This window comes from Aeromicrobium ginsengisoli, from assembly GCF_004134905.2.
Lineage (GTDB): Bacteria > Actinomycetota > Actinomycetes > Propionibacteriales > Nocardioidaceae > Aeromicrobium > Aeromicrobium ginsengisoli.
This window is the reverse complement of record NZ_SDPQ02000001.1, coordinates 751,903-777,258: the sequence shown is the minus strand read 5'-3', so window position 1 is coordinate 777,258 and position 25,356 is coordinate 751,903. Positions and strand designations below refer to the sequence as shown.

Here is a 25,356-nt window from a genome sequence, read left to right as displayed (position 1 = left end):
GTTCGGGTGGTTAGACGGGTGCGGTCACCAGTTCGCGGTCCTCGCGCTTGGCTTTGACGGTGAACCAGGCAACGCACGCGACGATGATGGCGATGAACAGGGCGCTGGTGCCGTTGGTGCCCAGCCCCAGGCCGCCGCCCTTGGTAGGCGCCGTCAGGAAGTCGCCCATCGAGGCGCCGAACGGCCTGGTGATGACGTACGCAGCCCAGAACGCCAAGACGGCGTTGGTCTTGAAGCCGTAGTAGATCGCGGTGATCGCGGCGATGACTCCGCCGAAGATGAGCGCGGACGGGAAGTAGCCGACGGCGAGCTTCTCGGCGATCAGGTCACCGGCGGACGTGCCAAGCGCGAACGTGAACAGGATCGCGAGCCAGTAGAAAGCCTCCCGACGTCGGGTCACGATCGAGTGGATCGACAGCGTGCGCTCGCTACGGAACCAGGCGACGAATGAGATGGTGAGGCCCGCCCCGAAGATCGCTGTGGTGGTCCACAGACTGACTCCGAAGTTGTCGACGAGGTTGTCGGAGAACAGGGTGCCGACCACGCTGATCAGTACCACCGCAAGCCAGTAGATCGACGGAATGTAGCGCCGAACAGTGAACTGGACGACCAGCACGGCGGCCAACAGCAGGGCCATGATGGCGGTGGTGGCCGAGAGGCCGAGGCCGACGTTTTCGTTGAGGTAGTCGGCGGCGGTCTCTCCGACGGTGGTCGACAAGATCTTGACCACCCAGAACAAGATGGTGACCTCAGGGACTTTGTTGAGCAACGTGCGGGTCCAGGCTCTGCGGTCGAGATGGCTCGCCTCACGGCTGGACGTCGGTGCAGGTGATTGAGTCATGCGCTCCACCTTGTTCGGAGCCACCTGCCAACAACCTGACTGATGTTCAGGAGCGGGGAAGGGTGAGAGTGAATGTCGTCGGGCCATGCGGCGACGTCACGTTGACGTCGCCGCCCAGCGTTCGGGCGACGCGTCGCGACAACGCCAGGCCCAGCCCCGCCCCGGCTGAGCCGGTTCCCCGCTGGCCCGACCGGAAGACGGCCTCGAGGTCGTCCGCGGCGATCCCGGCGCCGTCGTCGCTGACTATGATGTCGATCGATCGCTCATGGGTGACGGTCAGGAACTCGACAGACGTGCGCGCGTGCGTGAATGCGTTCTCGACGATGGGTGCCAGCGCACGGACCGCCAGCTCGGTCGGCACTGACATCTCAATCTCTTCGACGCCATCGCTCGAGACGTTCAGTCCCGGCCTGTCGGGACGATGGTCGAGCACTTCGTTGACGAGGGCGATCGCTGTCGTGCGGGTCTCGATCCGAGCCTCATTGCGCGCGAGGGCCAGCAGCGACGTGATGGTGATGCTCATGCGGTCCACGAGGGCCACGACTCGGTCGAGCCGCTCGGTGATGGCCGGGCCCGGCGAGGCCATGATGGTGAGCTCTGCTTCACCGCGGATCGCGGTCAAGGGCGTCCGTAGCTCGTGAGCCAGCTCGGACGTCAGCTGCTGTTCGCTGCGCAGCGCGCCGGCGACCCGGTCCAGGAGAACGTTGAGGGTTCTGCCCAGCCGGCCGAACTCGTCGTCCGCCGCGGTCGTGTCGAACCTGGACTCGAGGTCGTGCTCGCTCCAGTCGCGAGCCTGGGCTGCCATCGACTCGACCGGCCCGAGGGTGCGCTTGACGGTCCAGGCGGCGATCGCCGCAGAGCCGCCAGTCACCGTCAGCGCGAGTGCGAGCAGACCCAGCAGAGTGAGGTTGCGGGTGGACTCGTACGGCTCGAGCGGGGCCTCGACGACCACGACCGCCTCGACTTTTCCGTTGCGGCGCACCGGGCCGGCCAGGAACGAGCGCTCGTGACGGTCCAGCCGGGTCTGCTTGCGGACGTCAGCCAACGACTCCGCAGTCGCGGTGAGCCGCTGGCCCACGCGGGGACCTTCAACGAGGGTGCCGTCCGCTGCATAGATCCATGTGGTGTCGTCGATGGTGTCGTCGGGTGCCTCCAACGCGGTGAGGCTCCCGTCGGGGCCGACCTTGACGGTCGAGGAGACAGCGGTGAGCTGATCGCGAAGCCTCGCCTCGATGTTCTTGTTCGTCAGAGCCGAGAGGACGAGCATGACCGTCACAACCATGGCGGTCATGGCTACCGCTGAGACGATCAGCGTCGTCCAGACGATCCTCGAGATGAGCGTGCGGTGCGAGAACCTCATCGGAGGGTGAACCCGACTCCGCGCACGGTCGTCAGCTCGACCGGCGACTCGATCGACGCCAGCTTGACCCGAATACGTCGCACGTACGAGTCGATCGTGTTCTCGCTGACCATGGCGCCGTCTGGCCACGCCGCAGCGACGGCAGCACGTCGGCGCGTGATCGCACTGGGATCTGCGGCGATCGCGGCAAGCAGCCGGAACTCCGTCGGCGTCAAGGTGCTCTCCCGACCGCCTGCCTCGACCGAGAGCCGGTCGGGGTGGAGGGTCAAGCCACTGATGGAAACGGGTTCGGGTCTACTACGACGGAGTAGCGCGGCGATGCGTACGAGAACTTCCGAGATCGCAAACGGCTTGACCACGTAGTCGTCGCCGCCGGCGTGAAAGCCCGCCACGCGATCGTGGACCCCGTCGAGAGCGGTGAGGAAAAGGACCGGAGCGTGTTGTCCACCGGCGCGTAGCGCCTGGCAGACATCGCGACCGTCGGCATCAGGTAGCCCGACATCGAGGATCAGCACCTCGACCCCGCTTCGCACGCCGAGGTTGTCCACCGCCTCGCGCCCGTTGCGAGCGATCACGACGGCGTGCCCACTCATCTTGAGCGCGTCGGTGAGGACGCGGCGGACGTCTGGATCGTCCTCGCAGATGCCGATCACCGTCATGCCGCCATCGTGCACCACGGGGCCTCGCCACGTCGCATGGTTCGTCCGCGTGGTCAGGTCGCATGCAGGTTCGGGGCAGCAATCTGGCCCCATGACAGCTTTGGCGCTTCCGGTTCCCCGGTCGCCGACTGCTCGTGCGCCAGTTCTTCCGACCTGGACGATCGGTGCCTCGGTCGCGGCCGCGGTGGCTGCCCGTTTGCCCTTCCTGGGGCATGCCGCGAGCCCGGACGAAGGTGGTTTCCTCGTCGTCGGCTCCCAGTGGCACGGGGCCGGCGGATCGTTGTACGGCAGGTATTGGGTGGACCGCCCACCTCTGCTCGTCACGATCTTTCGTGCCGCGTCGGCACTGGGAGGGCTGACGGCCCTTCGCCTCATCGGATGCATCGCGGTGGCGCTCGTGGTCCTCGGCGTGGCGCGCGTCGCTGGGATGATCGGCGGCCGGGTCGCCGCCCAGTGGGCGGCCGTCACGGCTGCCGGCCTCAGCATCAGTCCGCTCCTGGGCGGATATGAGGTCAACGGCGAGCTGCTGGCAGCACCCTTCGTGCTCGGGGGTGTCATCTGCGTACTGGCCGCGCTGCGTGCCGTTCACCACCAAGAGGCCGTGGCGCGGTCGGCAGCGGCGGGCGCTCTGGCCATGTCCGCCATGCTCATCAAGCAAAACCTGGCTGACGCGGCGATCTTCGGGTTCGTCGCGCTGGTCCTCGCCGTCTGGCGCGGCGAGCTCAATCGCCAGCGGTTTTGGGCCATGGCTGCCGGTGCCGTCGCCGGCGCTTCGGGCGTCATCTCCGTCCTGGCGATATGGACCATCGCGCAGGGGACGTCACTGGTCGGGGTCTTCGATGCGATGTACCCCTTCCGTATCCACGCCGCTGCGGTCCAAGCCGCCGAGGGCAGCGCCCACTCCTCCGCCAGGCTGCATGGGCTGCTGATCGCGGTCGCAGTCAGCGGGCTCGGACTCCTCCTCCTGGGGCTGGTCCACCACGTGGTGACCCGCCGCAGGCGCGACACGTCCTTCTTGGCGCTGGTGGCGATGACTCTGTTCGCCGGCACCTCGGTGCTGCTCGGCGGCAACTATTGGTACCACTACCTCGTCGAGCTCACAGCGCCGCTGTCCATCGCCGCCGGTGTCCTGGTGTCCCGCCACGGCTTCGCCGCCCGGAAGATCGTGGCGTACGTGCTGGTGGCCGGGTCTGTGGCCTGGAGTGTGAGCTTGGCCCGACCTCAGGGGACTGATGCAAGGTCCGTGGGACAGGCCATCGCTGCCTCCTCGATGCCGCACGACACGATCGTGAACGCCTGGGGGAACGCTGACCTGACCTTCGCATCGGGTCTGCCCTCGCCGTATGCGCAACTCTGGAGCCTCCCGGTCAAGACGATCGACCCGCAGCTCACCCAACTCGACGGCGTGCTCCGCGGACCTGAGCCGCCGACTTGGTTCGTGATCCGCAAGCATCTGTATTCCTGGGGACTCAACACCGCGCGGACCGGCTTGATCCTCGATCACGACTACCACCGCGTCGCCCGCCTGTGCGGTCACACCATCTTCTTGCGCAACGGGGTCGACCGGCCCACCCCTCGCATCGTCGGCGACTGCCGCGGTGCCACGACGCCACTCGCCACGATGAAGGAGCTCCTCCCATGACCCCAATTGTCATCATCCCGACCTACAACGAGGCGCTCGGCGTCAGGGTCACGCTCGACGCGGTGCTGCGCACGGCCCCGGACATCGACATCCTCGTCGTCGACGACAGCAGCCCGGACGGCACCGGCGAGGTCGTGAAGGCGCATCCGAGGTATCCCACCCAGATTCACCTCTTGACCCGGCCACAGAAGAACGGGCTCGGCGCGGCCTACCGCGCCGGGTTCACGTGGGCCCTGGATCACGGCCATGGCGTCATCGTTCAGATGGACGCCGACCTGTCACATCCACCTGCCAAGATCCCCGAGCTCATCGCCGCCCTTGAGCAGACCGACATCGCGATCGGGTCGCGCTACGTCAGTGGCGGTGGCGTCGGCAACTGGACCGTGCGACGACGTCTCATCTCACGGGCGGGCAACGCCTACGTCCGCATGATTCTCGGCCTGCGGGTCCGGGACGCCACAGCGGGGTTCCGCGCGTTCCGCCGCGAGGCGTTGGTGACGCTCGGGGCGTTGGAATCACAGTCGAACGGCTACTCGTTCCAGATCGAGAACACGTGGCGTGCCGCCCGCCTCGGCCTGACCACGACCGAGGTCCCGATCACCTTCACAGACCGCACCGTAGGCGTCTCGAAGATGTCATCTGACATCGTCCGAGAGGCGGTGCTACGAGTCCTGGCGTGGCGCTGGCAGAAGATCCGCCGTCAGCGGGGGGCTCCCTTGACGACCGCGGATTGGTCGCTCGATGCTCGGGTCTGACCGCCTTGCTGCTCGGCTGTCGAGTCCTGAGGTCGTCAGCTTCCTTGCCGTGGGCAGTGTCGGATACATCGTCGACATCGGTGCATTCAACTACCTCCGATCGGCGCCGGTCTTCGCCACCTTGGATCCGTCCATAGCCAAGAGCTTCGCGGTAGGGCTCGCGATGATCGTCACGTACATCGGCAATCGCGCGGTGACGTGGCGCGGCGCGGACGCCGGGGGACGGCGCCGTGAGATCGCGCTCTTCGTCGTCTTCAACATCATCGGGCTGGGATTCTCCGTGATGACTCTCGCCATCTCGCACGACCTGCTTGGTCTGACCAGCAGGTTCTCCGACAACATCTCGGCGAACGTCATTGGTCTCGGCCTCGGGACTCTCTTTCGCTATTGGTCCTACAAGCGGTTCGTCTTTGCAACGGCACAGCCTGGTCCAGACCTAGATGGGAATGCGATTCACGGCCGACACATGAAGTCCTGGTCATAGCGTGGCTTGAGCTCTGGTTTACGCATCAGGATTCGACCCAGATGCGTCGTCGCCGGTCAGCGTTGCCGACCAGGCGGACGAACCGAGCACCCCGCCCTACTATCCAGGGGAGAACGCAGGGCGGGGCGTCCGCTCTCGGGGGGCGGAGCCACCGATGATACTGAAGAGCGACTGTCTCAACCCCGATTTCACCGGGCATCACCATGTATCGATGGACGTTGCTGGTTCCCTTACGACGGCCGATTCCCAGCGCTGGCGTCGGCCGGTGTCGTGTCAAGCCGGAGAGGGCTCGGGACGGCTTAAGTCCAACCCGTGCGCCGGCCAATCGCCGTCGGACTTAGATCACGAATGCCGGAGCGGCAACAGCACCGTGAACGTCATGCGGTCGTCGTGGTCGCACTCCAGATCCAGAGCGGCTCCAAAGCAGTTGTGGTGACCGCCGAAGCACAGGCGAAGCTGTCCGCCCGCGGCCGCGACGATGCTGTCCGCCAAGGAGAGTCCGAGCCCTGAGCCAGGACGCGCTCGGGCATCGGGTGATCGGGCGAAGCGTTGGGTGGCGGTGCCGAGTAGGTCCGGGTCCATACCGGGGCCAGCATCGGCGACCACAAGCCGAGCCACCTTGTCGGTCGCGTCGACAGTGACCGTGACCGGGGGTGCGCCGTGGATTGCGGCGTTGTTGAGGAGGTTGTCGATGAGCCGGGTGAGTCGTGTCGCTCCGACTTCCACGAGAGCGGGCCCGGACGTGGCCACCTCCAGAGCCCCTGGCGCGCTGAAGGGCGCGTCCGGTGTCGCGAGTGAGCGACGGAGCTCGATCTGCCTGAGCGTGACTGCAGCGAGGTCTGAGGTCTCGGTTGAGGCGGGCGCGGACTGTTCGTTGCCGAGTGCGAGCAGCTGCTCGGCCAGCCGTGACAGGCGCGCAACGTCCGTGCCGATCTCCTCGAGGATGACTTCGTGCTCGGAAACGCTCCGTTGGCGGCGGAGGGCGAGCTGGACGCGGCTGGTCAACAGGGTCAGTGGAGTGCGAAGCTCGTGGCTGGCGTCGTTGACGAAGCGTCGCTCGTGCTCGAGCGCATCCTCGAGGGCCGACAAGACGTCGTTGAGGGTGTGACCGAGGCGAGTGACCTCGTCGTCGCGCTGTGCGGGCACGTCGAGTCGTACTCCCATCGCTCCAGACGCGATGTCCGCCGCCTGGGACCGGTAGCGCTCGACCGGTTTCAGTGCGGCGCGGGCCAGACGGTCGCCAACCACGGCGGTGATGATGAGCGCGCCGAAGCCGGCGGCCAGCAGTTGTCCGAGGAGTTCTCGGAGGGCCTCGTCGCGCTGATTGCGTTTGGTGGCCACCACGAGCACCGCGGCATCGCCCCCGGCGCGCGGCGGAAGGGCCTTGGCGTACACCCGCAGTGGCCGGGCACTGGCGGGGAGGAGCTCTCCGAGGTCCTTTCGAACGGGATGGCGGAGTGCGGAACGCACCTCCCCAGGGCGGAGGAGGGGAGATTGCCCGGCGGTCTTGTCTGCCGTCAGTACTCGCCCGGCGCGATCGAGGACCTGGTAGTGATCGCCGGCCGCACGCAACGCGTCGTCATCGGAGATCTCTCCGGTGGACGTGACCAGAGGTGTGACGACGCGAGCTGTCTTGGCGAGCTCGGTGTTGAGGCGGTGGTCGAGCGCGTACTGGACCCGCCAGAACACGAACGCGCCCGCGGCCGTCAGGACGAGCAGCATGGTGGCGGAGAAGCCCGCGACCAGCCGCACCCGCAGTGGCAGGCGCGAGAGCCGACCTCTTTCGCGGCTCATCGGGTGTCCGTATCGAGCCGGTAGCCGGCTCCGCGCAAGGTGGTGATCGTCTGGGTGCCGAAGGGTTTGTCGATCTTGGTTCGCAGGGTGGCGATGTGGACGTCGATCACGTTGCTCTTCAGATCCGTGTCGCCGTCCCAGACCTCGTCGAGGATCGCGAGTCGTGTCACGCATTGACCAGCCCGCTGAAGGAGCAGTGCGAGTATGTCGAACTCGCGTGCCGACAACTCGATCTCAGTTGCGCCGCGGTTCACTCGTCTGGAGCCCGGATCGAGCTCGAGGTCGCCAACGGTCAAGATTCTCGGCTGGTCCGGCGCTGACGCTCGGCGGTGCAGGGCACGGATCCTGGCCAGGAGTTCCTCGAGGTCGAACGGCTTCGCGAGGTAGTCATCCGCGCCCGCGTCGAGGCCGGCGATCCGGTCAGGCACTCCTGCGCGCGCGGTCAGCATCATCACGGGCGTGCTGACGCCGAGCTCGCGAAGGCGACGGCACACTGCCATGCCGTCGAGGCCCGGTAGCATCCAGTCCAGCAGCAGGACATCGAATTCGTGATCCGAGCCACCGGGCAGCGCTGCCTTGAGCACACTGCGGCCGTCGTGGTGGAGCTCGGGTTCCCAACCTGCCTCCGACATGGCCTGAGCAAGGACGCTCGCCAGTCGCGCATCGTCCTCGGCGATCAGGACGCGCCTGCGGCTGGTCACCGTTCCAGAGTAGTGCGCCAACGTGAAGGCTCGATGAAGTCGACCGGAGGGCGCAGGCGACCCAAGACTTCACTTCTTCTTCATCTGGAGTTCCTAGCGTTGAACCCAGACATCGGATCAACAGATCCGGTGAGGCACTGAAAGGGCCTGTGGGCTTTATGGGAACTGTCCTGACTTCGGACGCAGTCGGCCTTCTGGTCCGGCTCGGCATCGACGTGCTGGCGCTGTTCGTGCTGGTGGGCTGGCTCTATCGGCGTAGGCCTTCAGCACCGGCGATGCCGCTGGTGTTCGCGGTGCTCAACATCGGGCTCTTCGCGGCATTGTCGGCGATCTCGGCAGGCAGCTTCAAAGCCGGTGTGGGGTTCGGTCTGTTCGGTCTGCTGTCGCTCGTACGGTTGCGAAGCACCGCGTTCACGCTGAAGGACGTCGCCTACACCTTCATCGCCTTGGTGCTCGGCCTGGTCAACGGTCTGCAGGAACGGCAGCTGTGGCTGGTGGTCGTCCTCAACGTGCTGCTGGTGCTCGTCGTCGCGATCTCGGATGACTCCCGCACCGAGCCAGCAACGCGCGTGATGCGCCTGACCTTGGACCATCTGGTCCTGGATCCCGACGAAGCCCGCCTCGAGCTGACCGGTCGGCTGGCGGTGCCCATCGTCGCTGTGATCATTGACGACGTCGACTTCGTCCGCGAGACCACCCGGGTGTCGGTCAGGTACGAGGTCGCCGACCAGGTGTGGCAGACGCCGGACGGGGCTGACGCCAGCACCGCGCCGGATCCCGGGCAGGTGGACGCGTGACCACCCTCCGGCAGGAACCTGTGTTCGAGGAGAGCCTCGGTGAGCGTCTGGGCTTGTTCGGGCTTGAACCGGTCTCACTCGATGACGTGGTCGAGAACGCGGCGCTGCTGCATCGCGTGGACCGCAAGTACCTGGTCACGCTCGACACCGCCCGCAACCTGGCCGACGCGCTCGCGGCCAGTCACGGTGTCCTTCAGATAGACGGTCGCCGGTCAACGACCTACCGCAGCACCTACTTCGACACAGCCACCTACAGCTCATCACGTTCGCACGTGCAGCGACGGCGCCGGCGTTGGAAGGTCCGCAGTCGCCTCTATGTCGAGGACCAGCTGTGCCGCATCGAGGTCAAGACGAAGAACGGCCGCGGCGGCACCATCAAGACTGTCGCCCCCTCGGGACCCTCGCGCTATGCACGCCTCGATGGTGCTGAACGCGGATTCGTGGCCAAGGTTCTGGCTGATGCGCACCCAGAAGTCGAGATCGATGCGTTGATCCCGACGGCCGAGGTCACCTACGCCCGAGCCAGCCTCGCCGATCTCAAGGCTGGCGCCCGGGTCACCTTCGACTGGAACTTGCTGGCAACCCTTCGAGGTGGCGACGCCTGGGTCGACGAGAACTACGTGCTGGTCGAGACCAAGGGCGGGCAAGTCCCAGCGCAGGCGGACCGCGTGCTGACGGCTCTTGGCGCGCGCCCGCTGTCCTTCAGCAAGTACGTCGCCGCCACGGCGCTCATACGGCCCGACATCGCCGACAACGACCTGAGGCGAATCCGCGGCACCAGCCTGCACTACCGACTCCACCCCCAGACCCCGAACGGACACGCATGACCACCACGGCACCTCCCACCAAAGCCTCGCGCCGGATCCGCCTCCGCTACCTGATCGTCCTGGTGCTGGCGGTGCTCGCTGTCGCCGCAGGATTCGCGCGACCCCTCGTCGCCGACGGCGCTCCCAAGCTCTCTGCGACCGACCGCATCAAAGCCAGCCCGCCACCGGCGCTGTTCAGCGATGCGCAGACCGCCTCGATCTCGGCCGACATCGCCGCCCAAGACAAGACCGCAACCACCCTGATGGCGTCGTGGTGGAAGACCCACGGCAGCGCGCCAGACGACAAGGCCTTCTTGGCCTGGGTCGAGACCCAGGTGCCGAAGCCACCATCGGAGGCTGAGCGCCATCACGAGCTCACCATGGTGCAGGCACTCGACAAGCAACGCACGCCCGCCGGGGTCGCAGCCGCCACCTGGCTGGAGCTTCACGGCAAGAAGGACATCTGGAAGCTCTACCTGCACGACCAAAGGGAGCTCATACCCGCCAAGACCGGCAAGGCCGACAAGAAGCAGCTCAAGCTCATCCTCAGCATGGCCAAGACGGCAGCCGACGACCTCGGCACGAAGTATCAACAGTCGGCACCGTACGTACTCGACCCTTCCCTCCGCACAGACCACACAGTCAAGAAGGGCGCAGTCTGCCCTTGCTCATACCCGTCAAGGCACGCAGCCCGGGCCGCCGGCTCGCGAACCTACCTCGGCGGGCTCGATCCCCACCGCATCGCCGACTACAAGTGGATGGAAGGCCAGATCACCTTCTCCCGGCTCTACATGGCCGGCCACGTCAGCAGCGACATCGCCGCCGGCAGCCTCCTCGGCGACATGATCGGCGAATACGTACTGGTTACTCGCGGACACGAGTCCGTGGCTCGATGAGCCCCTCGTTGGCGCGTGCTGGCGTTTGGTGAAGCTACGTTGGCCAAGGCGCCCTTCTCGGCTCGTCGGGCAACACGGGGGCAACAGCAGAACCAAAATCTGTCGGTATCTGCCACAAATGGCCAACTACTGCGCGTCGAGAAGAGGCTGGAAAATCAACCAAAAACAGCAGTGACCACCACTGTCCCATCAGGTCTGGTTTCAACTCTCAAGGCGGTAGCGCGGGTTCGAATCCCGTCGGGGCTACCATGGAGAAAGACCCCCTGACCAGCGGAGACGCCGGTCAGGGGGTCTTCTGCGTCGTGGCCGTCAGACCGCTCGCCGAGCCGTGACCAGCCAGCACGCGGAGTCGAACCAGACCCCCTGACCGGTGTCGTGTGCCTCCAGCACCGTCAACAGTCCGTCACGGGCCCGGACGGTCGCGGCTTCGTCGAGGTCGGGCGCCAGGAACTCGATCATCCCCAGGTCGATCAGCGCCTCGTGGGCCGTGACCGCGTCGGGCCCGTACTGGATCGGCTCGCGGACGTCGGCGATCTCGACGTCGGTGAAGCCGGCCTCGGTCAGGACGCCGTCGATGACCGCGGGATCGGCCAGTGCGAATGGTCCGCCGAGGAGCTGTGGCGGCAACGGCCGATCAGCCGCAACACCCTCCCGGATGGCAGTGACCCAGGGCTGCCGGTCGGCCGATTGCCACACGACCTGCACCAGCCGTGCTCCTGGCCGCAATGCCGAGCCGATGTTGGTGAATGCCGCCATAGGATCGGCGAAGAACATCGTGCCGAACCGGCTGATGGCCACCGTGAACCGCTGCGGCTCGAAGGGGTGGGTCTGCGCGTCGGTGTGCTGGAAGACGACGTTGCCGACACCTTCATCCGCCGCCAGCCGCCGAGCGTGGTCCACCATCTCCTGGGACACGTCGACGCCCACGACGCTGCCCGCATGGGCCGATCGAGCGGCCTGGCGCGAGGTCTGCCCGGCGCCACAGCCGATGTCGAGAACGCGGTCGTCGGGCCCGATGTCGGCGGCGGCCTGCAGACGGACGTTGTAGCGGATCAGCTCCGCGTCGTAGTCGAACATCACACCGCTTCCGCCATCACCGGACCGTCGCGCAGGACGCCGCGCACCGTGTCGAGCGGCACGCCGGGCGGCACCTCCGGGAGCCACCAGGTGGCGCCCTGCTCCGCGTACGGGAGCGGGTCGACGTCGTACGGCAGGCCGACGGCGAAGTCGTACGGAGTGGTCCGGTCTGCGCGGAGGTCCGTGATCGTGGCCACGACTTCGGCGAGCTGGTCGGGATGCTCGAGATTGGCGGGGAAGAAGCCGTCGAACCGGGCGGCCCGGCGCATCGGCCGGGCGTTGCCGGGGAAGCCGGCAGCCCAGACCGGGATGCGGGGTTCCTGGACCGGCCGTGGCAGGAACGCGATGTCGTCGACGACGTAGTGCTCGCCGTCATGGTGGACCGGTGCGCCCGTCCAAGCCGAGATCAGGATCTCCATCGACTCGTCAAGCATCTGGCCGCGGCGTCGATCGTTGAGCTCCTCGCCGGTCCTCGACAGCTCGCCGGCGAACTGGTCACCGCCGAGGCCGACGCCCAGGGTCAGGCGCCCCCCGCTCAGCTGGTCGAGCGTCGCGGTCTCCCGGGCGACCTTGGTGGGCCGGCGGCGGGGGAGTGGCGTGACCATGGGGCCGATCCGCAGCCGCTCGGTCGCGGTCGCGATGGCGGCCAGCGTGATCCATGGGTCCGCGACGCGGCGCACTGGTGCCCGCCAGACGAGCTGGTCCCAGAGGAAGCAGCCGTCCCAACCGGCTGCTTCGGCATCGTCGGCAAGGCCAGCGACGACCTTGGGGTCTGCGAGCTCGTCGAACAGTGGAAGCCAGAGGGCCGAGCGCATCCGGGTCATCGGCCCGCCTCCGAAACGGCGAGGATCTCGCTGATTGCGGTGTCCCACACTTCGCTCGGCGGCATGCCATGTCCCATGCCCTGGAGGGGGACCAGGCGCGCTTCAGGAATCGCCCACGACAGCGCCTCGCCGTGCCCGTACGGGAGCAGGGGGTCTGCGGTGCCGTGCAGCACCAGGGTCGGTGCCGTGATCTCGGCGAGGCGATCGCTGACCGACTCGCCGTCGTCGAGCAGCCAGTGGTTCTGCGCCGACGCGAGCGACGGGCTGCGGTCCCAGGCCTTGCCTGCCACGCGGCGTACCCATTCCTCGTCGACCGGGATCGTGCCGGCGAACGTGTGCTCGCCGTCGGTGTAGTACGCGATGACCGCCTCGCGGTCGGCCCAGTCGGGCGCCTCGTCGCCGCCCGCGGCGAACTTCTCCGCCAGCTCCTGGCTCATCGGCGGCAGGTCGGTGCCACCCGGGCTGGTGGCCATGAGCGTCAGTGAGGTGACCCGCTCGGGGTGACGGACGGCCAGACGTTGAGCGATGTCGCCGCCCATCGAGACGCCCACGACGTGCGCAGCCGAGACGCCGAGCGCGTCGAGCAGGCCGACGGCATCGGCGAGCAAGGCGTCGCGCCCGTAAGTCGGGCTGCCCGGCGCGTACGTCGTGGAGCGGCCGGTGTCGCGGGTGTCGTAGCGGACGACGTGGCGTCCGCCGTTGGCGAGGCGCGAGCAGAACTCGTCGTCCCACCAGTCCATCGAGGCCTCGGCGCCGCCGATCAGGAGCAGTGCCGGTGCGGCGGGATCACCGAAGGTCTGCGCGCAGAGCGTGACGCCGTTGATGTCGAGCAGTTGCTCGTCGTGAGCGTGAGATGAGGTCATGTCGAGCACGCTAGGGTCAGGACCGACATCGTGAAAAGCGATGATTTCCGATCATTCTCATCGCCTGACGGAATCATCCGCTTTAGGGTGAGGGCATGCGAGATGTCGAGCTGCGCCACCTGGCCGCATTCGTGGCGATTGCCGAGGAGGGCTCCTTCGGCCGTGCCGCCGCCCGGTTGGGCTACACCCAGTCCACCGTGAGCCAGCAGGTTGCGGCCCTGGAGAAGACTGTCGGCGGATCCGTCTTCGATCGACCAGGAGGCCCCAGACCAGCACGCGTGACCCCGCTGGGAGCGGTGGTGCTCGAGCGCGGGCGCGAGCTGTTGGCGAGGTCGGCCGCGCTGGGTGAAGCTGTCGAACGGTTCAAGGCAGGCGACGGTCGCATCGACATCGGTACGTTCCAAAGCGTTTCCAGCGTGATCCTGCCGACGGTCATCAGGCGGCTGCGCGACGAGCACCCCGGCTGCGACATCAGGCTGTCGGAGGAGGAGCCCGACACGCCGCAGATCGGCCAGCTCGACCTGCTGTTCTATGACGGTCAGGTCGATGGCGACGTGGAGCGGGTCAAGCTGCTCGACGATCCGTATCTGCTGGTCGCCGGCGCGGGCGACTTCCCCGACGGCCCGGTTCGGCTGGCGCGGCTCGACCACGCGCCGATGGTGGCGTGGCCGCTCGACTGCGACCAGCCCGAGATGGAAGAGGCGCTGGCGCGAGGCGGTGCCCATCCGCGGATCGTGTTCCGTACCGCGGTCAACGACGCGCTGCTGTCGATGGTGCGTGCGGGCCTCGGGTGCGCCGTCCTGCCGTGGTTGGCGCTCCGGGGCGCCAACGTCGAGGCCGACCCGACGCTCAGCGTCCACGAGCTGCGACCGTCCCTGCCCGCGCGGGAGATCTACCTGCACTGGCCGGCCGGACGTACGCTGTCGCCCCTTGCCAGCCGGGCCATCGAGATCGCTGTCGAGGTGGCGGGGGACATTTCCGGCTCGGCCTGACGCCCGTTTGTGGCGTAGGAAGTGCGGCGCGGGTCTCGCGTCACGACCCCAGCCGTGGTCGTCGACCCTTGCGCCTGGATGAGACGTGTGCCACACTCCTCGAATTCACCTACCGAGCGATCGCTCGGTCGGATCTGAAAGGTCAAGGTATGTCGGTGCAGATGACCGAAGTCGCAGCCGGGCACGCGGAGCGCGCTTTTGCCTCGTGGCTCCACGACCATGCGACCGCGATGGAGTCCGGCTCTGCCGGCGCCGTTCTCGAGACGTTGGACAAGAACTGCTGGTGGCGCGACCTGCTGGCACTCACGTGGAACCTCGGGACGTCTCACGGTCACGGGCCGATTGCCGAGCTGCTGAACCAGCACCTGGCCACCGCCCGGCCGGCGTCGTTTGCGATCGACACCGGTTTCGGACCGGTCGACGCGATCGACGACAACGGCACGATCACCGGTTTCTTCCTGTTCGAGACCCCGTCAGCGTGGTGCCGTGGCGTGGCCACGCTGGCCGAAGTTGACGGAGCCTGGCGGGCCATCTCGATGATGACCGGCATGGAGGACCTGAAAGGCCACGAGCGTGCCATCGGCACGCGACGGCCGGTAGGGCCGCGGCACCTGCCGGGTGCGCGGTCGAGCCACAACTGGAAGGACCAACGAGCCGAAAAGGTCGCCTATCGCGACCGCGACCCTGAGACAGTCGTCATCGGTGCAGGCCAGGGCGGCCTGGCTGTCGCAGCCAACCTGGGCCTCATGGGAGTGGACACTCTCGTGATCGAGCGGAGCGAGCGCGTCGGTGACGGTTGGCGCAAGCGCTATCACTCGCTGGTCCTCCATGATCCGGTGTGGGCCGACCACCTGCCGTACCTCCCGTTCCCGTCGTCCTGGCCCATCTACTCAGCCAAGGACAAGATCGCGGACTGGTTCGAGTTCTACGCCGAGGCGATGGAGCTCAACGTCTGGACCCAGGCCGACATGTACGAGAGCTCGTACGACGCCGCGGCCGGCCGTTGGACGCTCAAGATCCGTACGCCCGAAGGCGAGCGGGTGATCCACCCCCAGGATGTGATCCTCGCGACCGGCGCCGCTGCCGAGGTCAACCTGCCCGAGTTCCCCCATCGCGAGGCGTTCGGTGGCGTGTCGTACCACTCCAGCGGGCACAGCTCGGGCGGTGACTGGGCGGGGCGGAAAGCCGTCGTGATCGGTGCGTGCAACAGCGCCCACGACATCGCACAAGATCTCTACGAGTCGGGCGCCGCCGTGACGATGGTGCAGCGCTCGTCGACCTACATCATGAGCCAGGAGTTCGGCATCCCTGCGCTGTTCGGCGCGAACTTCGTCGAGGGCGGGCCGCCCACCGAGTACGCCGATCTGATGGCGAGTGGCACGCCGTGGCCGCGCGTCCTCGAGCTCGCAGTGGAAGGTACCAAGGCGACGGCGGCGCTCGACGCCGATCTGCTCGCATCCCTCGACGCGGTCGGGTTCAAGCGCAATGACGGTCCGGGCGGCACTGGTCTGATGGGCTATGCGCTGGCTCGAGGTGGCGGCTACTACATCGATGTCGGATGTTCCAGGCTCATAGCCGAGCGCAAGATCCACCTGGTCCAAGGTTCGGGCCTCGCTGAGTTCACGGAGTCCGGCGTACGTCTGGAGGACGGTCGAGAGCTCGAGGCGGACCTCGTGGTCCTGGCGACCGGATACAAGAACATGCGCGAGACCGCCCGTCGGGTGCTCGGTGACGAGGTCGCCGACGCGTGCCCTGACGTCCTGGGCATCGGCGCGGACGGCGAGATCGGCGGCCTCTATCGCCCGACCGGCGCCCCTGGTTTCTGGTTCATGGGCGGCCCGTTGGCGTGGGTGCGGATCTACTCCAAGCACCTCGCGCTGCAGATCGTGGCACGGCAGAAGGGAGTCATCCCGCGTTGAGACGGACCGGCCAGGAGGGCCGGGCCGATGCACACCGGCGATCGGGCGCCACTGACCAGCACCACCATTCGATGAAGGAGCAATGATGTCGCACACCACTACCTGGCGCAGCGCGCTGAAGGTCGTCGCGATCGTAAGCAGTGCCGCCCTCATGCTGTCGGCTTGCGGGGGCAGCTCGGGGGGTGACGGTGACAGCAAGGCGGGCGGAAAGAAGCTGGTGTACTTCATGGCGCCCAACACGACGCCGACGCGATACATCCAGCAGGACGGCCCGGACTTCAAGAAGGCGATCGAGAAGCTCGATTCGGACATCGAGGTGAAGTTCGTGAATGCCGGTGGCAGCTCGGCAACCCAGCTGTCGCAGGCGAATGCGGCGATCTCGGCGGGTGCCAAGGCGCTCGTCGTGGTGGCTGCCGACCCCAACACCAGCGAGGGCGTTCTCCAGGCCGCAGAGGCGGCCAAGATCCCGGTGATCGGCTACGAGAACCCGCCACTGAAGGGCAAGATGTTCGCCCAGGTCGTGTTCGACCCGGAGAACGTCGGTGTCCAGCAGGGCGAGTACTTCGCTTCGCAGGTCAAGGACGGCGCGCTCGGTGCGACACCTGTCAACGTGGCGCGCCTGTACGGCAACAAGGGTGACGTCTACACGACCGAGATGCTCAAGGGGCAGGACAGCGTCCTGAAGCCGCTGATCGATGACGGCACGATCAAGGTGGTCTGCGAGGACTACGTCAAGGACTGGGCGCCCGACAATGCGCAGAGCGCCGCTGATCAGTGCCTGACCAAGACTCAGAACAAGGTCGGCGCGTTCCTTGGCTTCTACGACGGCATCACTGCGGGGGTCATCGCCGCGCTCAAGAGCAAGAAGGTCGAGGTTCCTGTCTACGGTGGTCAGAACCCGGAACTGACGGGCCTGCAGTACATGCTGACCGGAGACCAGCAGGACAACGTCCTCAAGGCGTTCTCGGTCGAGGCGGAGGCGGCAGCCAAGATCACGCTGGCCGCGATCAACGGTGAGCAGCCGCCGGCCGATCTCGTCAAGGACACGGTCGACAACGGCGGTTCGCAGATCCCGACCGCCAAGCTGCCCTCGACCTTGATCCACCTCGAGAAGGGCAAGGATCCCGGCGAGGCCGTTCAGAAGGCCGTTGATCTGGGGATCTTCACCTGGAAGCAGATCTGCACCGGGCCGGCGGCGAGCACGCCGACCTGCAAGGAGAAGGTCGGCTGACGCCGGCACGTCGAACCACGACTGGGCGGCCGTCCGCACGGACGGCCGCCCACCCCGACCTAAGGACAAGCATGTCTCCAGTTGCGCATGGCACCGTGGACCCACAAGGTGGGCCCGGCAGCGTGGAACCACCGATCTTGCGTCTCGCGGGCGTCTCGAAGCACTTCGGTGGTGTGCGGGCACTTCACGAGGTGGACCTCGAGCTGAGGACCGGCGAGGTCGTCGCTCTGGTCGGTGACAACGGGGCCGGCAAGTCGACGCTCGTGAAGATCATTGCGGGTGTCGAACGGCCTGACGGTGGCGAGATCCATGTCGATGAGCAGGAGGTCAAGCTCGACACTCCTCGTGCGGCCACCGGCGTCGGGATCCACACGGTCTACCAGGACCTGTCGCTGTGCGACAACCTCGATGCCGTCAAGAACCTGTTTCTCGGCCAGGAGCGCACGACCGGGTGGTGGCGTGGGCGAGCGGTCCGCCGAGGCGCCATGGAGGAGCAGGCCAAGGCCGTGCTGGACAGCATGTCGGTCAGGTTGCGCTCGTTCACGACACCGGTGGGCGGTTTGTCGGGCGGGCAGCGGCAAGGCATCGCGATTTGCCGCGCGTTGGTGTCCGACCCGCGGATTGTGATGCTTGACGAACCCACCGCGGCTCTCGGCATCACCCAACGCGCTGAAGTCCTCGACCTGATCCTGCGTCTCAAGGAGCAACGACGCAGTGTCCTCGTGATCTCTCACGACCTCAAGGACGTCCAACACGTGGCTGACCGGGTCGTGGTGCTCAGGCTCGGGACGAAGGTCGCCGAGTTCTCGCGCGGTCGCTACACGTCCAGCGAGCTCGTCGCCGCCATCACCGGGGCTCATGAGGGGGTCGCATGAGCGTCAGCGCAACATCCCGTACCCCCCTGGCGGGCCGGATCACAGCCGCGTTCGAAGACCGCCTCCGCAACGTTCCGGTGCTCATCGTGTTGGGTGCCATTTGGCTGTTCTTCGACACCCGTAGCGACGCGTACCTCAGCTCGCAGAACCTCACCAACCTCGTTCTCCAGATCGTCACGACGGCGATCCTGGCACTCGGAATCGTGTTCGTGCTCCTGGTGGGGGAGATCGACCTGTCGTCGGCAATCCTTTCGGGGGTGTGCGCGACCGTCGTCGCGAACTACGCCGTGACCTCTGGGTGGAACCTGTATGCCGCACTCGCCGTGGGAGTCCTGCTCGGCATGGTCGCCATGCTGGTGCAGGCGCTCATCATCGTGTTCGGTGTGCCGTCACTCATCGTGACGCTCGGCGGAATGGTCGTCTTCCAAGGCCTGTTGCTCGTCGTCCTGCCTCCGGAGTTCACGGTGAACGTCGGAGGGACGGACTACGCCAAGATCGCCAGTGAGCACCTGCCGACATCGCTGTCGTTCGTGCTGGCCGTGCTGATCCTGATCGCGTACGCCGGCAGCCGTTGGCGCGACATCATCGGCTCGCGTTCCGACCGCACGTGGGCGCTGGTGTCCATCGGTGTGATCGGTGTCGCCGTGCTGGGCGGCGTGACGGTCCTGACCCGTGGGAACGGATTGCCGTTCCCTGTGCTGATCCTGGGGGTGATGCTGATCGTGGCTTCGTACGCGACGACCAGCACGAGGTACGGCGTGCATCTGTACGCGGTCGGTGGGGATCGCGACGCCGCTCAACGAGCCGGCATCCCGGTATATCGCATGGTGCTCTACTCATTCCTGATCCTGGGCGCGTGCGCTGCCATCGCCGGAGTCGTCGACGCGTCGCGGCAGCTGGCCGTGTCCAACTCATCGGGTGGCGGTCCGCTGATGTTGAACGCCATCGCCGCCGCGGTGGTCGGTGGCACTAGCCTGTTCGGTGGCCGAGGCAGCGTGTGGTCCGCCTTGTTGGGCGCACTCGTCATCGGCTCGATCAACAACGGGGTCCAGCTGTTGGGCTACTCGCCAGAAGTTCAGTTCTTTGCGACAGGTGGCGTCTTGGTGGTTGCAGTCGCGATGGACGTCGTGATCACTCGCGGGTCCCTGTGGCCTCGGCGGGCTTAGTGGGTACGGGCGCATGACCAGGACTGGGGTTCCGGGGTCGGTCGAGGGAGGGGAAGCGATGGGCAACGTCGTCCAGCCGTCGTGGGTGCCGACCGCCGAGCAGGTCGAGGGCTCGCGCATCGTCGCCTACGCTCGTTGGCTCGTCGGCGAGGGCGTGGCGTCTTTCGCCGACGTGACCGATTTTCACGAGATCCAAGCGTGGTCCGCCGCACATCCTCAAGACTTCTGGTCGTCGGTCGCGCGCTATTTCGACGTCGCGTTCCACGAGGAGCCGACTGCGGTCTGGGAGAGCCGGAAGATGCCTGGGACCAAGTGGTTCCCGGGCGCGAGGCTCAATTTCGCCGAGCACCTCCTTCGGACGGACTCCGACCGTGACGCGATCGTCATGATCGTCGAAGACGGCACGACCACGACCATCACCCACCGCGAGCTGCGCAGGCAGGTCAAGGCGCTCGCAGGCAGCCTGCGGGAGATGGGTGTGGAGCAGGGCGATCGCGTCGTTGCCTACCTTCCGAACTCGATCGAGGGCGTTGTCGGCTTCCTGGCCACCGCGTGGATCGGCGCCACCTGGTCTCAGGCGGGGCTTGACCTCGCCGCCCGTTCGGCGGCCGACCGGCTGTCGCAGCTCGACCCCAAGGTCCTCATCTGCGGGGGCGGCTACTTCTTCAAGGGCCTGGTGCACGACCGACGCAACGAAGCGCGGCAGCTCCGGAGTCTCCTGCCGAGCGTGGAGCACACCATCGCGGTGTCGACGGCCGGTTTGTCGCTGGCTGGAACCGCCGATGAGGTCGTCGAGTGGGAGTCGGCCCTCACGGGTGCCGATCCGGTCGACGTGGTCCCTGTGGAGTTCGATCACCCGCTGTGGGTGCTCTTCACGTCCGGGACGACGGGCAAGCCCAAGGGCATCATCCATGGTCACGGAGGCGCGCTGCTCGAGCAGCTCGCCTCGCCAGGATTCCACCTCGACCTGGGCCCGGAGGACGTGTTCTTCTGGTACACCAGCCCCAACTGGATGATGTGGAACGCTCAGGTGTGCGGGCTCCTCCACGGCGCGACGATCGTTCTTTATGACGGCAATCCGGTCGATCCCACGGCGGACCGGCTCTGGCGCATCGCAGCGCAGCACGGTGTGACGGTGTTCGGCACGAGCCCCGGCTACCTCAAGGTATCGGAGCAGGCTGGCTGTGTGCCGGGCCGCGACCTCGACCTGTCTCGCATGCGGATCGTGGCGGTCACCGGGTCGATCCTGCCGCCGGCGGCCAACCGCTGGGTGCGCGAGAACATCAGTCCAGACGTCCAGGTCGGTTCGACCAGCGGCGGCACCGACATCGTCGGGATCTTCGTGTCCAGCAACCCCGTCCTCCCCGTGTACGACGGCGAGATCAGTGGGGTCGCGCTCGGGGTCTCGCTCCAGGTGTGGAACGACTCCGGACAGCCGCTTCCAGCGGGGGCCGCTGGCGAGATGGTCATCACCGAGCCGATGCCGTCGATGCCGATCGGGTTCTGGAACGATCCCGACGACGAGACATACCTCGAGACGTACTTTGCCGATTTCCCGGGCGTTTGGCGGCATGGTGATGCGATCACGGTGACCGATCGCGGAACGATCGTGATCCATGGGCGCACCGATGCCACTCTCAACCGCAACGGGGTGCGTCTGGGCAGTGCGGAGATCTACGATGCGGTCGAGTCGTTGCCGGACGTCGCCGACACACTCGTCGTGGGAGTCGAACGCCCCGACGGCGGCTACTGGATGCCCATGTTCGTCGTCGTTTCCGACAGCTCGGTCGACGGAGAGGAGATTGGTCGGCGGATCCGCGATCGCCTACGCGAACAGACGTCTCCTCGTCACGTTCCGGACGAGGTCATCGTCGTTCCTGCCCTGCCGCACACGAGGACGGGCAAGAAGCTCGAGGTGCCGATCAAGAAGCTGCTGGCGGGCCAGCAGACCGGGGACGTCATCAGTGCGGGCGCGGTCGACGACACGTCCGCGCTCGAGTGGTTCGTGGAGTTCGCCCGGCAGAGAGCCGCGTCGGTCGGTGAGGACGACGTCGAGCCGACAGACGACTACCGCAACTGGCGGGTCTATTCCGAGCAGCGCATGTCTCGCATCCTGTCCGCCGCTCTGGAGACATTCTCCGAGAACGGCTATCACGGCACGACGACTCGCCAGCTTGCCGAACGTTCGGGACTGTCGGTGCCCGGGATCTACCACCACTACAAGTCGAAGCAGGACATCCTCTTCGACCTGATGATGGTGGTCGTCGACGAGTTGATCGAGCGCAGCCGGCACGCACTCGCCGAGGTGGAGGACGATCCGCGAGCGCAGTTCGACGTCCTCGTGGAGGCGCTGCTGCTCTTCCACATGAACCGGCAGAAGGGCGCTGTGCTCTCGGCCAATGAGCTGCGGAAGCTCGACCCGGAGTACCGCGTGCGCTACACGGCTCGGCGCGAGGAGCAGCAGCGCATGCTCGACGTCGTGGTCTCGGACGGCGTTGCCAGCGGGGTCTTCCACACCCCTTATCCCGTCGATGCCAGTCGGGCCATTGCGTCGCTGTGTCTCGGCGTCGCCAGCTGGTACCACGCTGACGGCGAGCTGCCCGAGGACGAGTTCCTCAAGCGCTATCGCGCCATCGCGCAATCGATCGTCGGCGGCGTCTGAATTCACCTGCGGCGTGCGGCTGATGACACGATTCGGTCGGCCGACGCCCTGTTGGCGATAGCATTCGACTCGCCGATCCTCGATCTTCAGGAGATTCCATGACCAGCTCGGGCCAGGGTTCCACCGAAAGCTCCGCCAACGACTCGACGTGGAAGGCCTCCGCGGAGTCGAAGTCACAGGCCAAGAAGCTGCGCCTCTACGCCGTCGGGCTGTGGGCGCTCGGCATCGCGATCGAGATCGGCGCGATCTTCGGGCTGCTGCTCAACAAGTCGATCCTCACGGAGAAGGCCTCGGTCAACGCCAAGGGCGAGCTGATCACCGACAACGCGTTCCCGACCTGGGCATTCGCGCTGCTGATCGCATTGCTGGTGCTTGACGGCATCGCCGTGGTCGTCGGCTCGATGCTCTGGAAGAAGGCCAACAAGCTCGACCCGGCGTCGGAGAAGGAACCGTTCAGGTTCTTCATCCAGAACCAGCTCGGTGCGTTCATCCCGATCATCGCGTTCCTGCCGATCATCGTCCTGATCTTCCTCAACAAGGACATGGGCAAGACGCAGAAGGGTGTGGCCGGCGCTGTCGGCATCGTGGTGGCCCTGGTCGCGGTGGTCATGGGCATCGACTTCAACCCGGCCTCGGTGGAGAAGTACACGGCAGAGAAGCAGGCCGTGATCCAGCTCCTCGGTGAGGACAAGGTCTACTGGGCCGGTGGTGGCGAGGTCTACCACGTGTGCGGCACCGTTTCGGACCTCTCGGACAGCACAGTCGAGTCCGGTACGACCGCGGACGCCGTCGCAGCGAACAAGCCGCGGCTGACCCTGAAGCTCGGCTCGGAGTTGCGGAAGTGCGGTCGAGCGGTGCCGAACAACCTCGATGCGATCGTCGCCGCGATCCGCGACGTTCAGCAGGGCAAGGCAACTGAACAGGTCCTGCCGTCGCCCGACTGGACCGGTGTGGAGAACGCGCCGACCGGAGGCGACCTCGACTCGCTCAAGGACGCCCTCGACGAGGTGAAGGACGCCGCCTGACGCTGTCGGCGTCCATGTCTGAAACCCGCCGGTAAGTGTCGGTGTGCGCCGTCATGATGGATGTATGCACACCGACCACGAACGCTGCTACCGGGCCGCGGAGTCGCGCGACGCGCGGTTCGACGGGGTCTTCTATGTCGGCGTCAGGACGACCGGCATCTACTGCCGTCCGTCCTGCCCGGCGGTGACCCCGAAGCGCGAGAACGTCACGTTCTACGCCTCGGCCGCGGCGGCCCAGGACGCGGGTTTCCGCGCCTGCCGCCGGTGCCGCCCGGACACCACGCCGGGATCGCCGGAGTGGAACGTACGCGCCGACGCCGTGGGTCGCGCGATGCGCCTGATCGCCGACGGTGTCGTCGAGCGCGAGGGTGTCGAAGGGCTCGCAAGCCGCCTCGGCTACAGCCAGCGCCACGTGACCCGCATGCTGACCCAGGAGCTCGGCGCCGGTCCGTTGGCGCTGGCCCGCAGCAATCGTGCGCACGCCGCCAGGGTCCTCATCGAGACCACCGAGATGCCGATGTCCGACATCGCGTTCGCCGCAGGCTTCGCGTCGATCCGGCAGTTCAACGACTCCGTCCGCCACGTCTACGCCCTGTCGCCGACCGAGATGCGCGGCCGTCGCCGCAGCACGCCGACCGGCCGCGTGACCCTTCGGCTCGCAGTGCGCCAGCCGTTCCACGTCGACGGCCTGCTCGAGTTCCTCGGCGGCCGGCTGATCGCCGGGGTCGAGCGGATCGACGGCCGGACGTACGCCCGGGTGATGCGGCTGCCGCACGGCCTCGGCGCGGTCCAGCTGACGCTGCAGGACGACCACGTTGCCTGCGAGCTCGAGCTCGCCGACCTGCGCGACACCGCCGTGGCCGTGCAGCGTTGCCGGCGCCTGCTCGACCTCGACGCCGACCCGCTCGCGATCGACGAGGTGCTGTCGGCGGACCCGCTGCTCGCGCCGCTCGTCGCGGCCGCTCCGGGTCTGCGACTGCCGAGCCAGGTCGACGGCTTCGAGGTCGCCGTGAGGGCGATCGTCGGCCAGCAGGTCTCGGTGGCCGGCGCCCGTACGATCCTCGGCCGGTTCGCCGAGACCTTCGGCACTCCGGTGACGTTCGACCTCGCTGCCTCGCACGGCCTGACGCACGCGTTCGCCACGCCCGAGGCACTCGCCGAGGCCGACGACACGGCCCTGAGCATGCCGCGCAGCCGCGCCCGGGCGTTGATCGGCGTCGCGCAGGCGGTGGCCGACGGCAAGATCGAGCTCGATCCCGGAGCCGATCGCGAGGCCGTACGCGCCGACCTGGTCGCGCTGCCGGGCATCGGGCCGTGGACCGCCGACTACATCAGCATGCGGGCCCTCGCGCATCCTGACGTGATGCTCGAGACCGACCTCATCATCCGCCGCATGCTCGAGCGCCACGGTGTGGAGCCCGAGCGCACGGAGCGTTGGAAGCCATGGCGTTCGTACGCCGCAATGCACCTCTGGCGCGCGAGCGCCGACCTCGAAAGGACCCTGAGATGACGACACGTTGGATGGACTCGCCGATCGGCGGCCTCCGCATCCATGCCTCCGCAGGACTCATCACTGCGATCGACTTCGGCGCCGGCAAACCACGCCGAACCCGGTCGAGCGATCCGCTGCTCGACCGCGCCGAGCAACAGCTCAGCGAGTACTTCGCGGGCGAGCGCACGACGTTCGACCTGCCGCTCGCCAGCGAGGGCTCGGAGTTCCAGAAGAAGGTGTGGGCCGAGCTGCAGCGCATCCCCTATGGCGAGACCGCCAGCTACGGCGACATCGCGCGGCGGCTGGGTTACGAGCCGGTGATCTCGCGCGCGGTGGGCGCCGCCAACGGGGCCAACCCGATCCCGATCCTCGTGCCGTGTCATCGCGTCATCGGCGCCGACGGCTCGTTGACCGGATATGCCGGCGGGCTCGAGCGCAAGAAGACGCTGCTCGACCTCGAGGTGCCGGGTCTGTTCTGAACCGACCTTCTGTTCA

The 25,356-nt window shown here is 67.0% G+C and carries 23 protein-coding genes; 15 read left to right on the top strand and 8 right to left on the bottom strand.

Annotation, left to right across the window (positions count from 1 at the left end):
• Positions 1-10: 10 nt before the first annotated feature.
• From ESP70_RS03870 to ESP70_RS03860, 3 genes are all read right to left on the bottom strand, one after another.
• Positions 11-841 (bottom strand): COG4705 family protein, encoded by an 831-nt coding sequence (locus tag ESP70_RS03870; RefSeq protein WP_149688013.1) that lies wholly within the window; start codon positions 839-841, stop codon positions 11-13.
• A gap of 46 nt (positions 842-887) precedes the next feature.
• Positions 888-2,132: a sensor histidine kinase gene (locus ESP70_RS03865; protein WP_188110472.1), complete on the bottom strand. Its 1,245-nt coding sequence runs from the start codon at positions 2,130-2,132 to the stop codon at positions 888-890.
• A 65-nt stretch (positions 2,133-2,197) separates the two neighbouring features.
• Positions 2,198-2,860: a response regulator transcription factor gene (locus ESP70_RS03860; RefSeq protein WP_149688011.1), complete on the bottom strand. Its 663-nt coding sequence runs from the start codon at positions 2,858-2,860 to the stop codon at positions 2,198-2,200.
• A 91-nt stretch (positions 2,861-2,951) separates the two neighbouring features.
• Here ESP70_RS03860 and ESP70_RS03855 point away from each other — a divergent pair, with 91 nt between their 5' ends.
• The 3 genes from ESP70_RS03855 to ESP70_RS03845 are packed head-to-tail and all read left to right on the top strand — an operon-like array spanning position 2,952 to position 5,741.
• On the top strand, positions 2,952-4,502 hold the full coding sequence (locus ESP70_RS03855) for a hypothetical protein (RefSeq protein ID WP_149688010.1): 1,551 nt from the start codon (positions 2,952-2,954) through the stop codon (positions 4,500-4,502).
• Entirely contained in the window at positions 4,499-5,257 is a 759-nt protein-coding gene (locus tag ESP70_RS03850) for a polyprenol monophosphomannose synthase (RefSeq protein WP_149688009.1), read from the top strand. Before ESP70_RS03855 ends, ESP70_RS03850 begins: the two co-directional genes overlap by 4 nt.
• Positions 5,244-5,741 carry a GtrA family protein gene (locus tag ESP70_RS03845; RefSeq protein ID WP_149688008.1) on the top strand — a complete coding sequence of 166 codons (498 nt, stop codon included), beginning with the start codon at positions 5,244-5,246 and terminating at the stop codon, positions 5,739-5,741. The genes ESP70_RS03850 and ESP70_RS03845 overlap by 14 nt, the downstream gene beginning before the upstream one ends.
• Before the next feature lie 342 nt (positions 5,742-6,083).
• Here the strand turns inward: ESP70_RS03845 and ESP70_RS03840 are convergent, their stop codons facing one another.
• Both ESP70_RS03840 and ESP70_RS03835 read right to left on the bottom strand, forming a co-directional pair.
• Positions 6,084-7,535, bottom strand: a complete 1,452-nt coding sequence (locus ESP70_RS03840) for an ATP-binding protein (RefSeq protein ID WP_149688007.1) — start codon at positions 7,533-7,535, stop codon at positions 6,084-6,086.
• Positions 7,532-8,236, bottom strand: coding sequence for a response regulator transcription factor (locus ESP70_RS03835; RefSeq protein ID WP_246161766.1), 705 nt, complete (start codon positions 8,234-8,236; stop codon positions 7,532-7,534). The genes ESP70_RS03840 and ESP70_RS03835 overlap by 4 nt, the downstream gene beginning before the upstream one ends.
• Positions 8,237-8,394: 158 nt before the next feature.
• On the opposite strand from ESP70_RS03835, the gene ESP70_RS03830 reads away from it, so the two are divergent.
• The 3 genes from ESP70_RS03830 to ESP70_RS03820 are packed head-to-tail and all read left to right on the top strand — an operon-like array spanning position 8,395 to position 10,735.
• Positions 8,395-9,033, top strand: coding sequence for a DUF4956 domain-containing protein (locus ESP70_RS03830; RefSeq protein ID WP_149688006.1), 639 nt, complete (start codon positions 8,395-8,397; stop codon positions 9,031-9,033).
• A complete protein-coding gene (locus tag ESP70_RS03825; RefSeq protein ID WP_223148597.1) occupies positions 9,030-9,860 on the top strand; it encodes a VTC domain-containing protein in 831 nt (276 codons plus the stop codon). Before ESP70_RS03830 ends, ESP70_RS03825 begins: the two co-directional genes overlap by 4 nt.
• Positions 9,857-10,735: a phosphatase PAP2 family protein gene (locus ESP70_RS03820; protein ID WP_149688005.1), complete on the top strand. Its 879-nt coding sequence runs from the start codon at positions 9,857-9,859 to the stop codon at positions 10,733-10,735. The genes ESP70_RS03825 and ESP70_RS03820 overlap by 4 nt, the downstream gene beginning before the upstream one ends.
• A 309-nt stretch (positions 10,736-11,044) precedes the next feature.
• Here ESP70_RS03820 and ESP70_RS03815 read toward each other — a convergent pair whose 3' ends face one another.
• From ESP70_RS03815 to ESP70_RS03805, 3 genes are read right to left on the bottom strand one after another with little or no spacing between them, the layout of a single operon-like run.
• Positions 11,045-11,812: a class I SAM-dependent methyltransferase gene (locus ESP70_RS03815; protein ID WP_149688004.1), complete on the bottom strand. Its 768-nt coding sequence runs from the start codon at positions 11,810-11,812 to the stop codon at positions 11,045-11,047.
• Positions 11,812-12,636 carry an LLM class flavin-dependent oxidoreductase gene (locus tag ESP70_RS03810; protein ID WP_149688003.1) on the bottom strand — a complete coding sequence of 275 codons (825 nt, stop codon included), beginning with the start codon at positions 12,634-12,636 and terminating at the stop codon, positions 11,812-11,814. The genes ESP70_RS03815 and ESP70_RS03810 overlap by 1 nt, the downstream gene beginning before the upstream one ends.
• Positions 12,633-13,499 (bottom strand): alpha/beta fold hydrolase, encoded by an 867-nt coding sequence (locus ESP70_RS03805; RefSeq protein ID WP_149688002.1) that lies wholly within the window; start codon positions 13,497-13,499, stop codon positions 12,633-12,635. The genes ESP70_RS03810 and ESP70_RS03805 overlap by 4 nt, the downstream gene beginning before the upstream one ends.
• A gap of 95 nt (positions 13,500-13,594) precedes the next feature.
• Here ESP70_RS03805 and ESP70_RS03800 point away from each other — a divergent pair, with 95 nt between their 5' ends.
• From ESP70_RS03800 to ESP70_RS03760, 9 genes are all read left to right on the top strand, one after another.
• Positions 13,595-14,491 carry a LysR family transcriptional regulator gene (locus ESP70_RS03800; RefSeq protein ID WP_149688001.1) on the top strand — a complete coding sequence of 299 codons (897 nt, stop codon included), beginning with the start codon at positions 13,595-13,597 and terminating at the stop codon, positions 14,489-14,491.
• Positions 14,492-14,652: 161 nt separating this feature from the next.
• Positions 14,653-16,410, top strand: a complete 1,758-nt coding sequence (locus tag ESP70_RS03795; RefSeq protein ID WP_188110471.1) for a flavin-containing monooxygenase — start codon at positions 14,653-14,655, stop codon at positions 16,408-16,410.
• Positions 16,411-16,495: 85 nt separating this feature from the next.
• A complete protein-coding gene (locus ESP70_RS03790; RefSeq protein ID WP_188110470.1) occupies positions 16,496-17,641 on the top strand; it encodes an ABC transporter substrate-binding protein in 1,146 nt (381 codons plus the stop codon).
• Positions 17,642-17,763: 122 nt separating this feature from the next.
• Positions 17,764-18,516: an ATP-binding cassette domain-containing protein gene (locus tag ESP70_RS03785; protein ID WP_149687998.1), complete on the top strand. Its 753-nt coding sequence runs from the start codon at positions 17,764-17,766 to the stop codon at positions 18,514-18,516.
• Entirely contained in the window at positions 18,513-19,682 is a 1,170-nt protein-coding gene (locus ESP70_RS03780) for a sugar ABC transporter permease (protein WP_149687997.1), read from the top strand. Before ESP70_RS03785 ends, ESP70_RS03780 begins: the two co-directional genes overlap by 4 nt.
• A gap of 58 nt (positions 19,683-19,740) precedes the next feature.
• Entirely contained in the window at positions 19,741-22,344 is a 2,604-nt protein-coding gene (locus ESP70_RS03775; RefSeq protein WP_188110468.1) for an acetoacetate--CoA ligase, read from the top strand.
• A gap of 98 nt (positions 22,345-22,442) precedes the next feature.
• The gene (locus ESP70_RS03770; RefSeq protein WP_149687995.1) at positions 22,443-23,369 is read left to right on the top strand and encodes a hypothetical protein; all 927 of its coding nucleotides are present in this window, start codon (positions 22,443-22,445) and stop codon (positions 23,367-23,369) included.
• Between the two features lie 64 nt (positions 23,370-23,433).
• Positions 23,434-24,879, top strand: a complete 1,446-nt coding sequence (locus tag ESP70_RS03765) for a DNA-3-methyladenine glycosylase 2 (protein ID WP_149687994.1) — start codon at positions 23,434-23,436, stop codon at positions 24,877-24,879.
• A complete protein-coding gene (locus tag ESP70_RS03760; protein ID WP_149687993.1) occupies positions 24,876-25,340 on the top strand; it encodes a methylated-DNA--[protein]-cysteine S-methyltransferase in 465 nt (154 codons plus the stop codon). The genes ESP70_RS03765 and ESP70_RS03760 overlap by 4 nt, the downstream gene beginning before the upstream one ends.
• Positions 25,341-25,356: the final 16 nt, after the last annotated feature.

What these genes read in the sequence shown, in the direction of transcription:
- ESP70_RS03870 (WP_149688013.1), bottom strand. Translation starts at nt 841, where the DNA reads ATGACTCAATCACCTGCACCGACGTCCAGCCGTGAGGCGAGCCATCTC.
- ESP70_RS03865 (WP_188110472.1), bottom strand. Translation starts at nt 2,132, where the DNA reads ATGACCGCCATGGTTGTGACGGTCATGCTCGTCCTCTCGGCTCTGACG.
- ESP70_RS03860 (WP_149688011.1), bottom strand. Translation starts at nt 2,860, where the DNA reads ATGACGGTGATCGGCATCTGCGAGGACGATCCAGACGTCCGCCGCGTC.
- ESP70_RS03855 (WP_149688010.1), top strand. Translation starts at nt 2,952, where the DNA reads ATGACAGCTTTGGCGCTTCCGGTTCCCCGGTCGCCGACTGCTCGTGCG.
- ESP70_RS03850 (WP_149688009.1), top strand. Translation starts at nt 4,499, where the DNA reads ATGACCCCAATTGTCATCATCCCGACCTACAACGAGGCGCTCGGCGTC.
- ESP70_RS03845 (WP_149688008.1), top strand. Translation starts at nt 5,244, where the DNA reads ATGCTCGGGTCTGACCGCCTTGCTGCTCGGCTGTCGAGTCCTGAGGTC.
- ESP70_RS03840 (WP_149688007.1), bottom strand. Translation starts at nt 7,535, where the DNA reads ATGAGCCGCGAAAGAGGTCGGCTCTCGCGCCTGCCACTGCGGGTGCGG.
- ESP70_RS03830 (WP_149688006.1), top strand. Translation starts at nt 8,395, where the DNA reads ATGGGAACTGTCCTGACTTCGGACGCAGTCGGCCTTCTGGTCCGGCTC.
- ESP70_RS03820 (WP_149688005.1), top strand. Translation starts at nt 9,857, where the DNA reads ATGACCACCACGGCACCTCCCACCAAAGCCTCGCGCCGGATCCGCCTC.
- ESP70_RS03815 (WP_149688004.1), bottom strand. Translation starts at nt 11,812, where the DNA reads ATGTTCGACTACGACGCGGAGCTGATCCGCTACAACGTCCGTCTGCAG.
- ESP70_RS03810 (WP_149688003.1), bottom strand. Translation starts at nt 12,636, where the DNA reads ATGACCCGGATGCGCTCGGCCCTCTGGCTTCCACTGTTCGACGAGCTC.
- ESP70_RS03805 (WP_149688002.1), bottom strand. Translation starts at nt 13,499, where the DNA reads ATGACCTCATCTCACGCTCACGACGAGCAACTGCTCGACATCAACGGC.
- ESP70_RS03800 (WP_149688001.1), top strand. Translation starts at nt 13,595, where the DNA reads ATGCGAGATGTCGAGCTGCGCCACCTGGCCGCATTCGTGGCGATTGCC.
- ESP70_RS03795 (WP_188110471.1), top strand. Translation starts at nt 14,653, where the DNA reads ATGACCGAAGTCGCAGCCGGGCACGCGGAGCGCGCTTTTGCCTCGTGG.
- ESP70_RS03790 (WP_188110470.1), top strand. Translation starts at nt 16,496, where the DNA reads ATGTCGCACACCACTACCTGGCGCAGCGCGCTGAAGGTCGTCGCGATC.
- ESP70_RS03780 (WP_149687997.1), top strand. Translation starts at nt 18,513, where the DNA reads ATGAGCGTCAGCGCAACATCCCGTACCCCCCTGGCGGGCCGGATCACA.
- ESP70_RS03775 (WP_188110468.1), top strand. Translation starts at nt 19,741, where the DNA reads ATGGGCAACGTCGTCCAGCCGTCGTGGGTGCCGACCGCCGAGCAGGTC.
- ESP70_RS03770 (WP_149687995.1), top strand. Translation starts at nt 22,443, where the DNA reads ATGACCAGCTCGGGCCAGGGTTCCACCGAAAGCTCCGCCAACGACTCG.
- ESP70_RS03765 (WP_149687994.1), top strand. Translation starts at nt 23,434, where the DNA reads ATGCACACCGACCACGAACGCTGCTACCGGGCCGCGGAGTCGCGCGAC.
- ESP70_RS03760 (WP_149687993.1), top strand. Translation starts at nt 24,876, where the DNA reads ATGACGACACGTTGGATGGACTCGCCGATCGGCGGCCTCCGCATCCAT.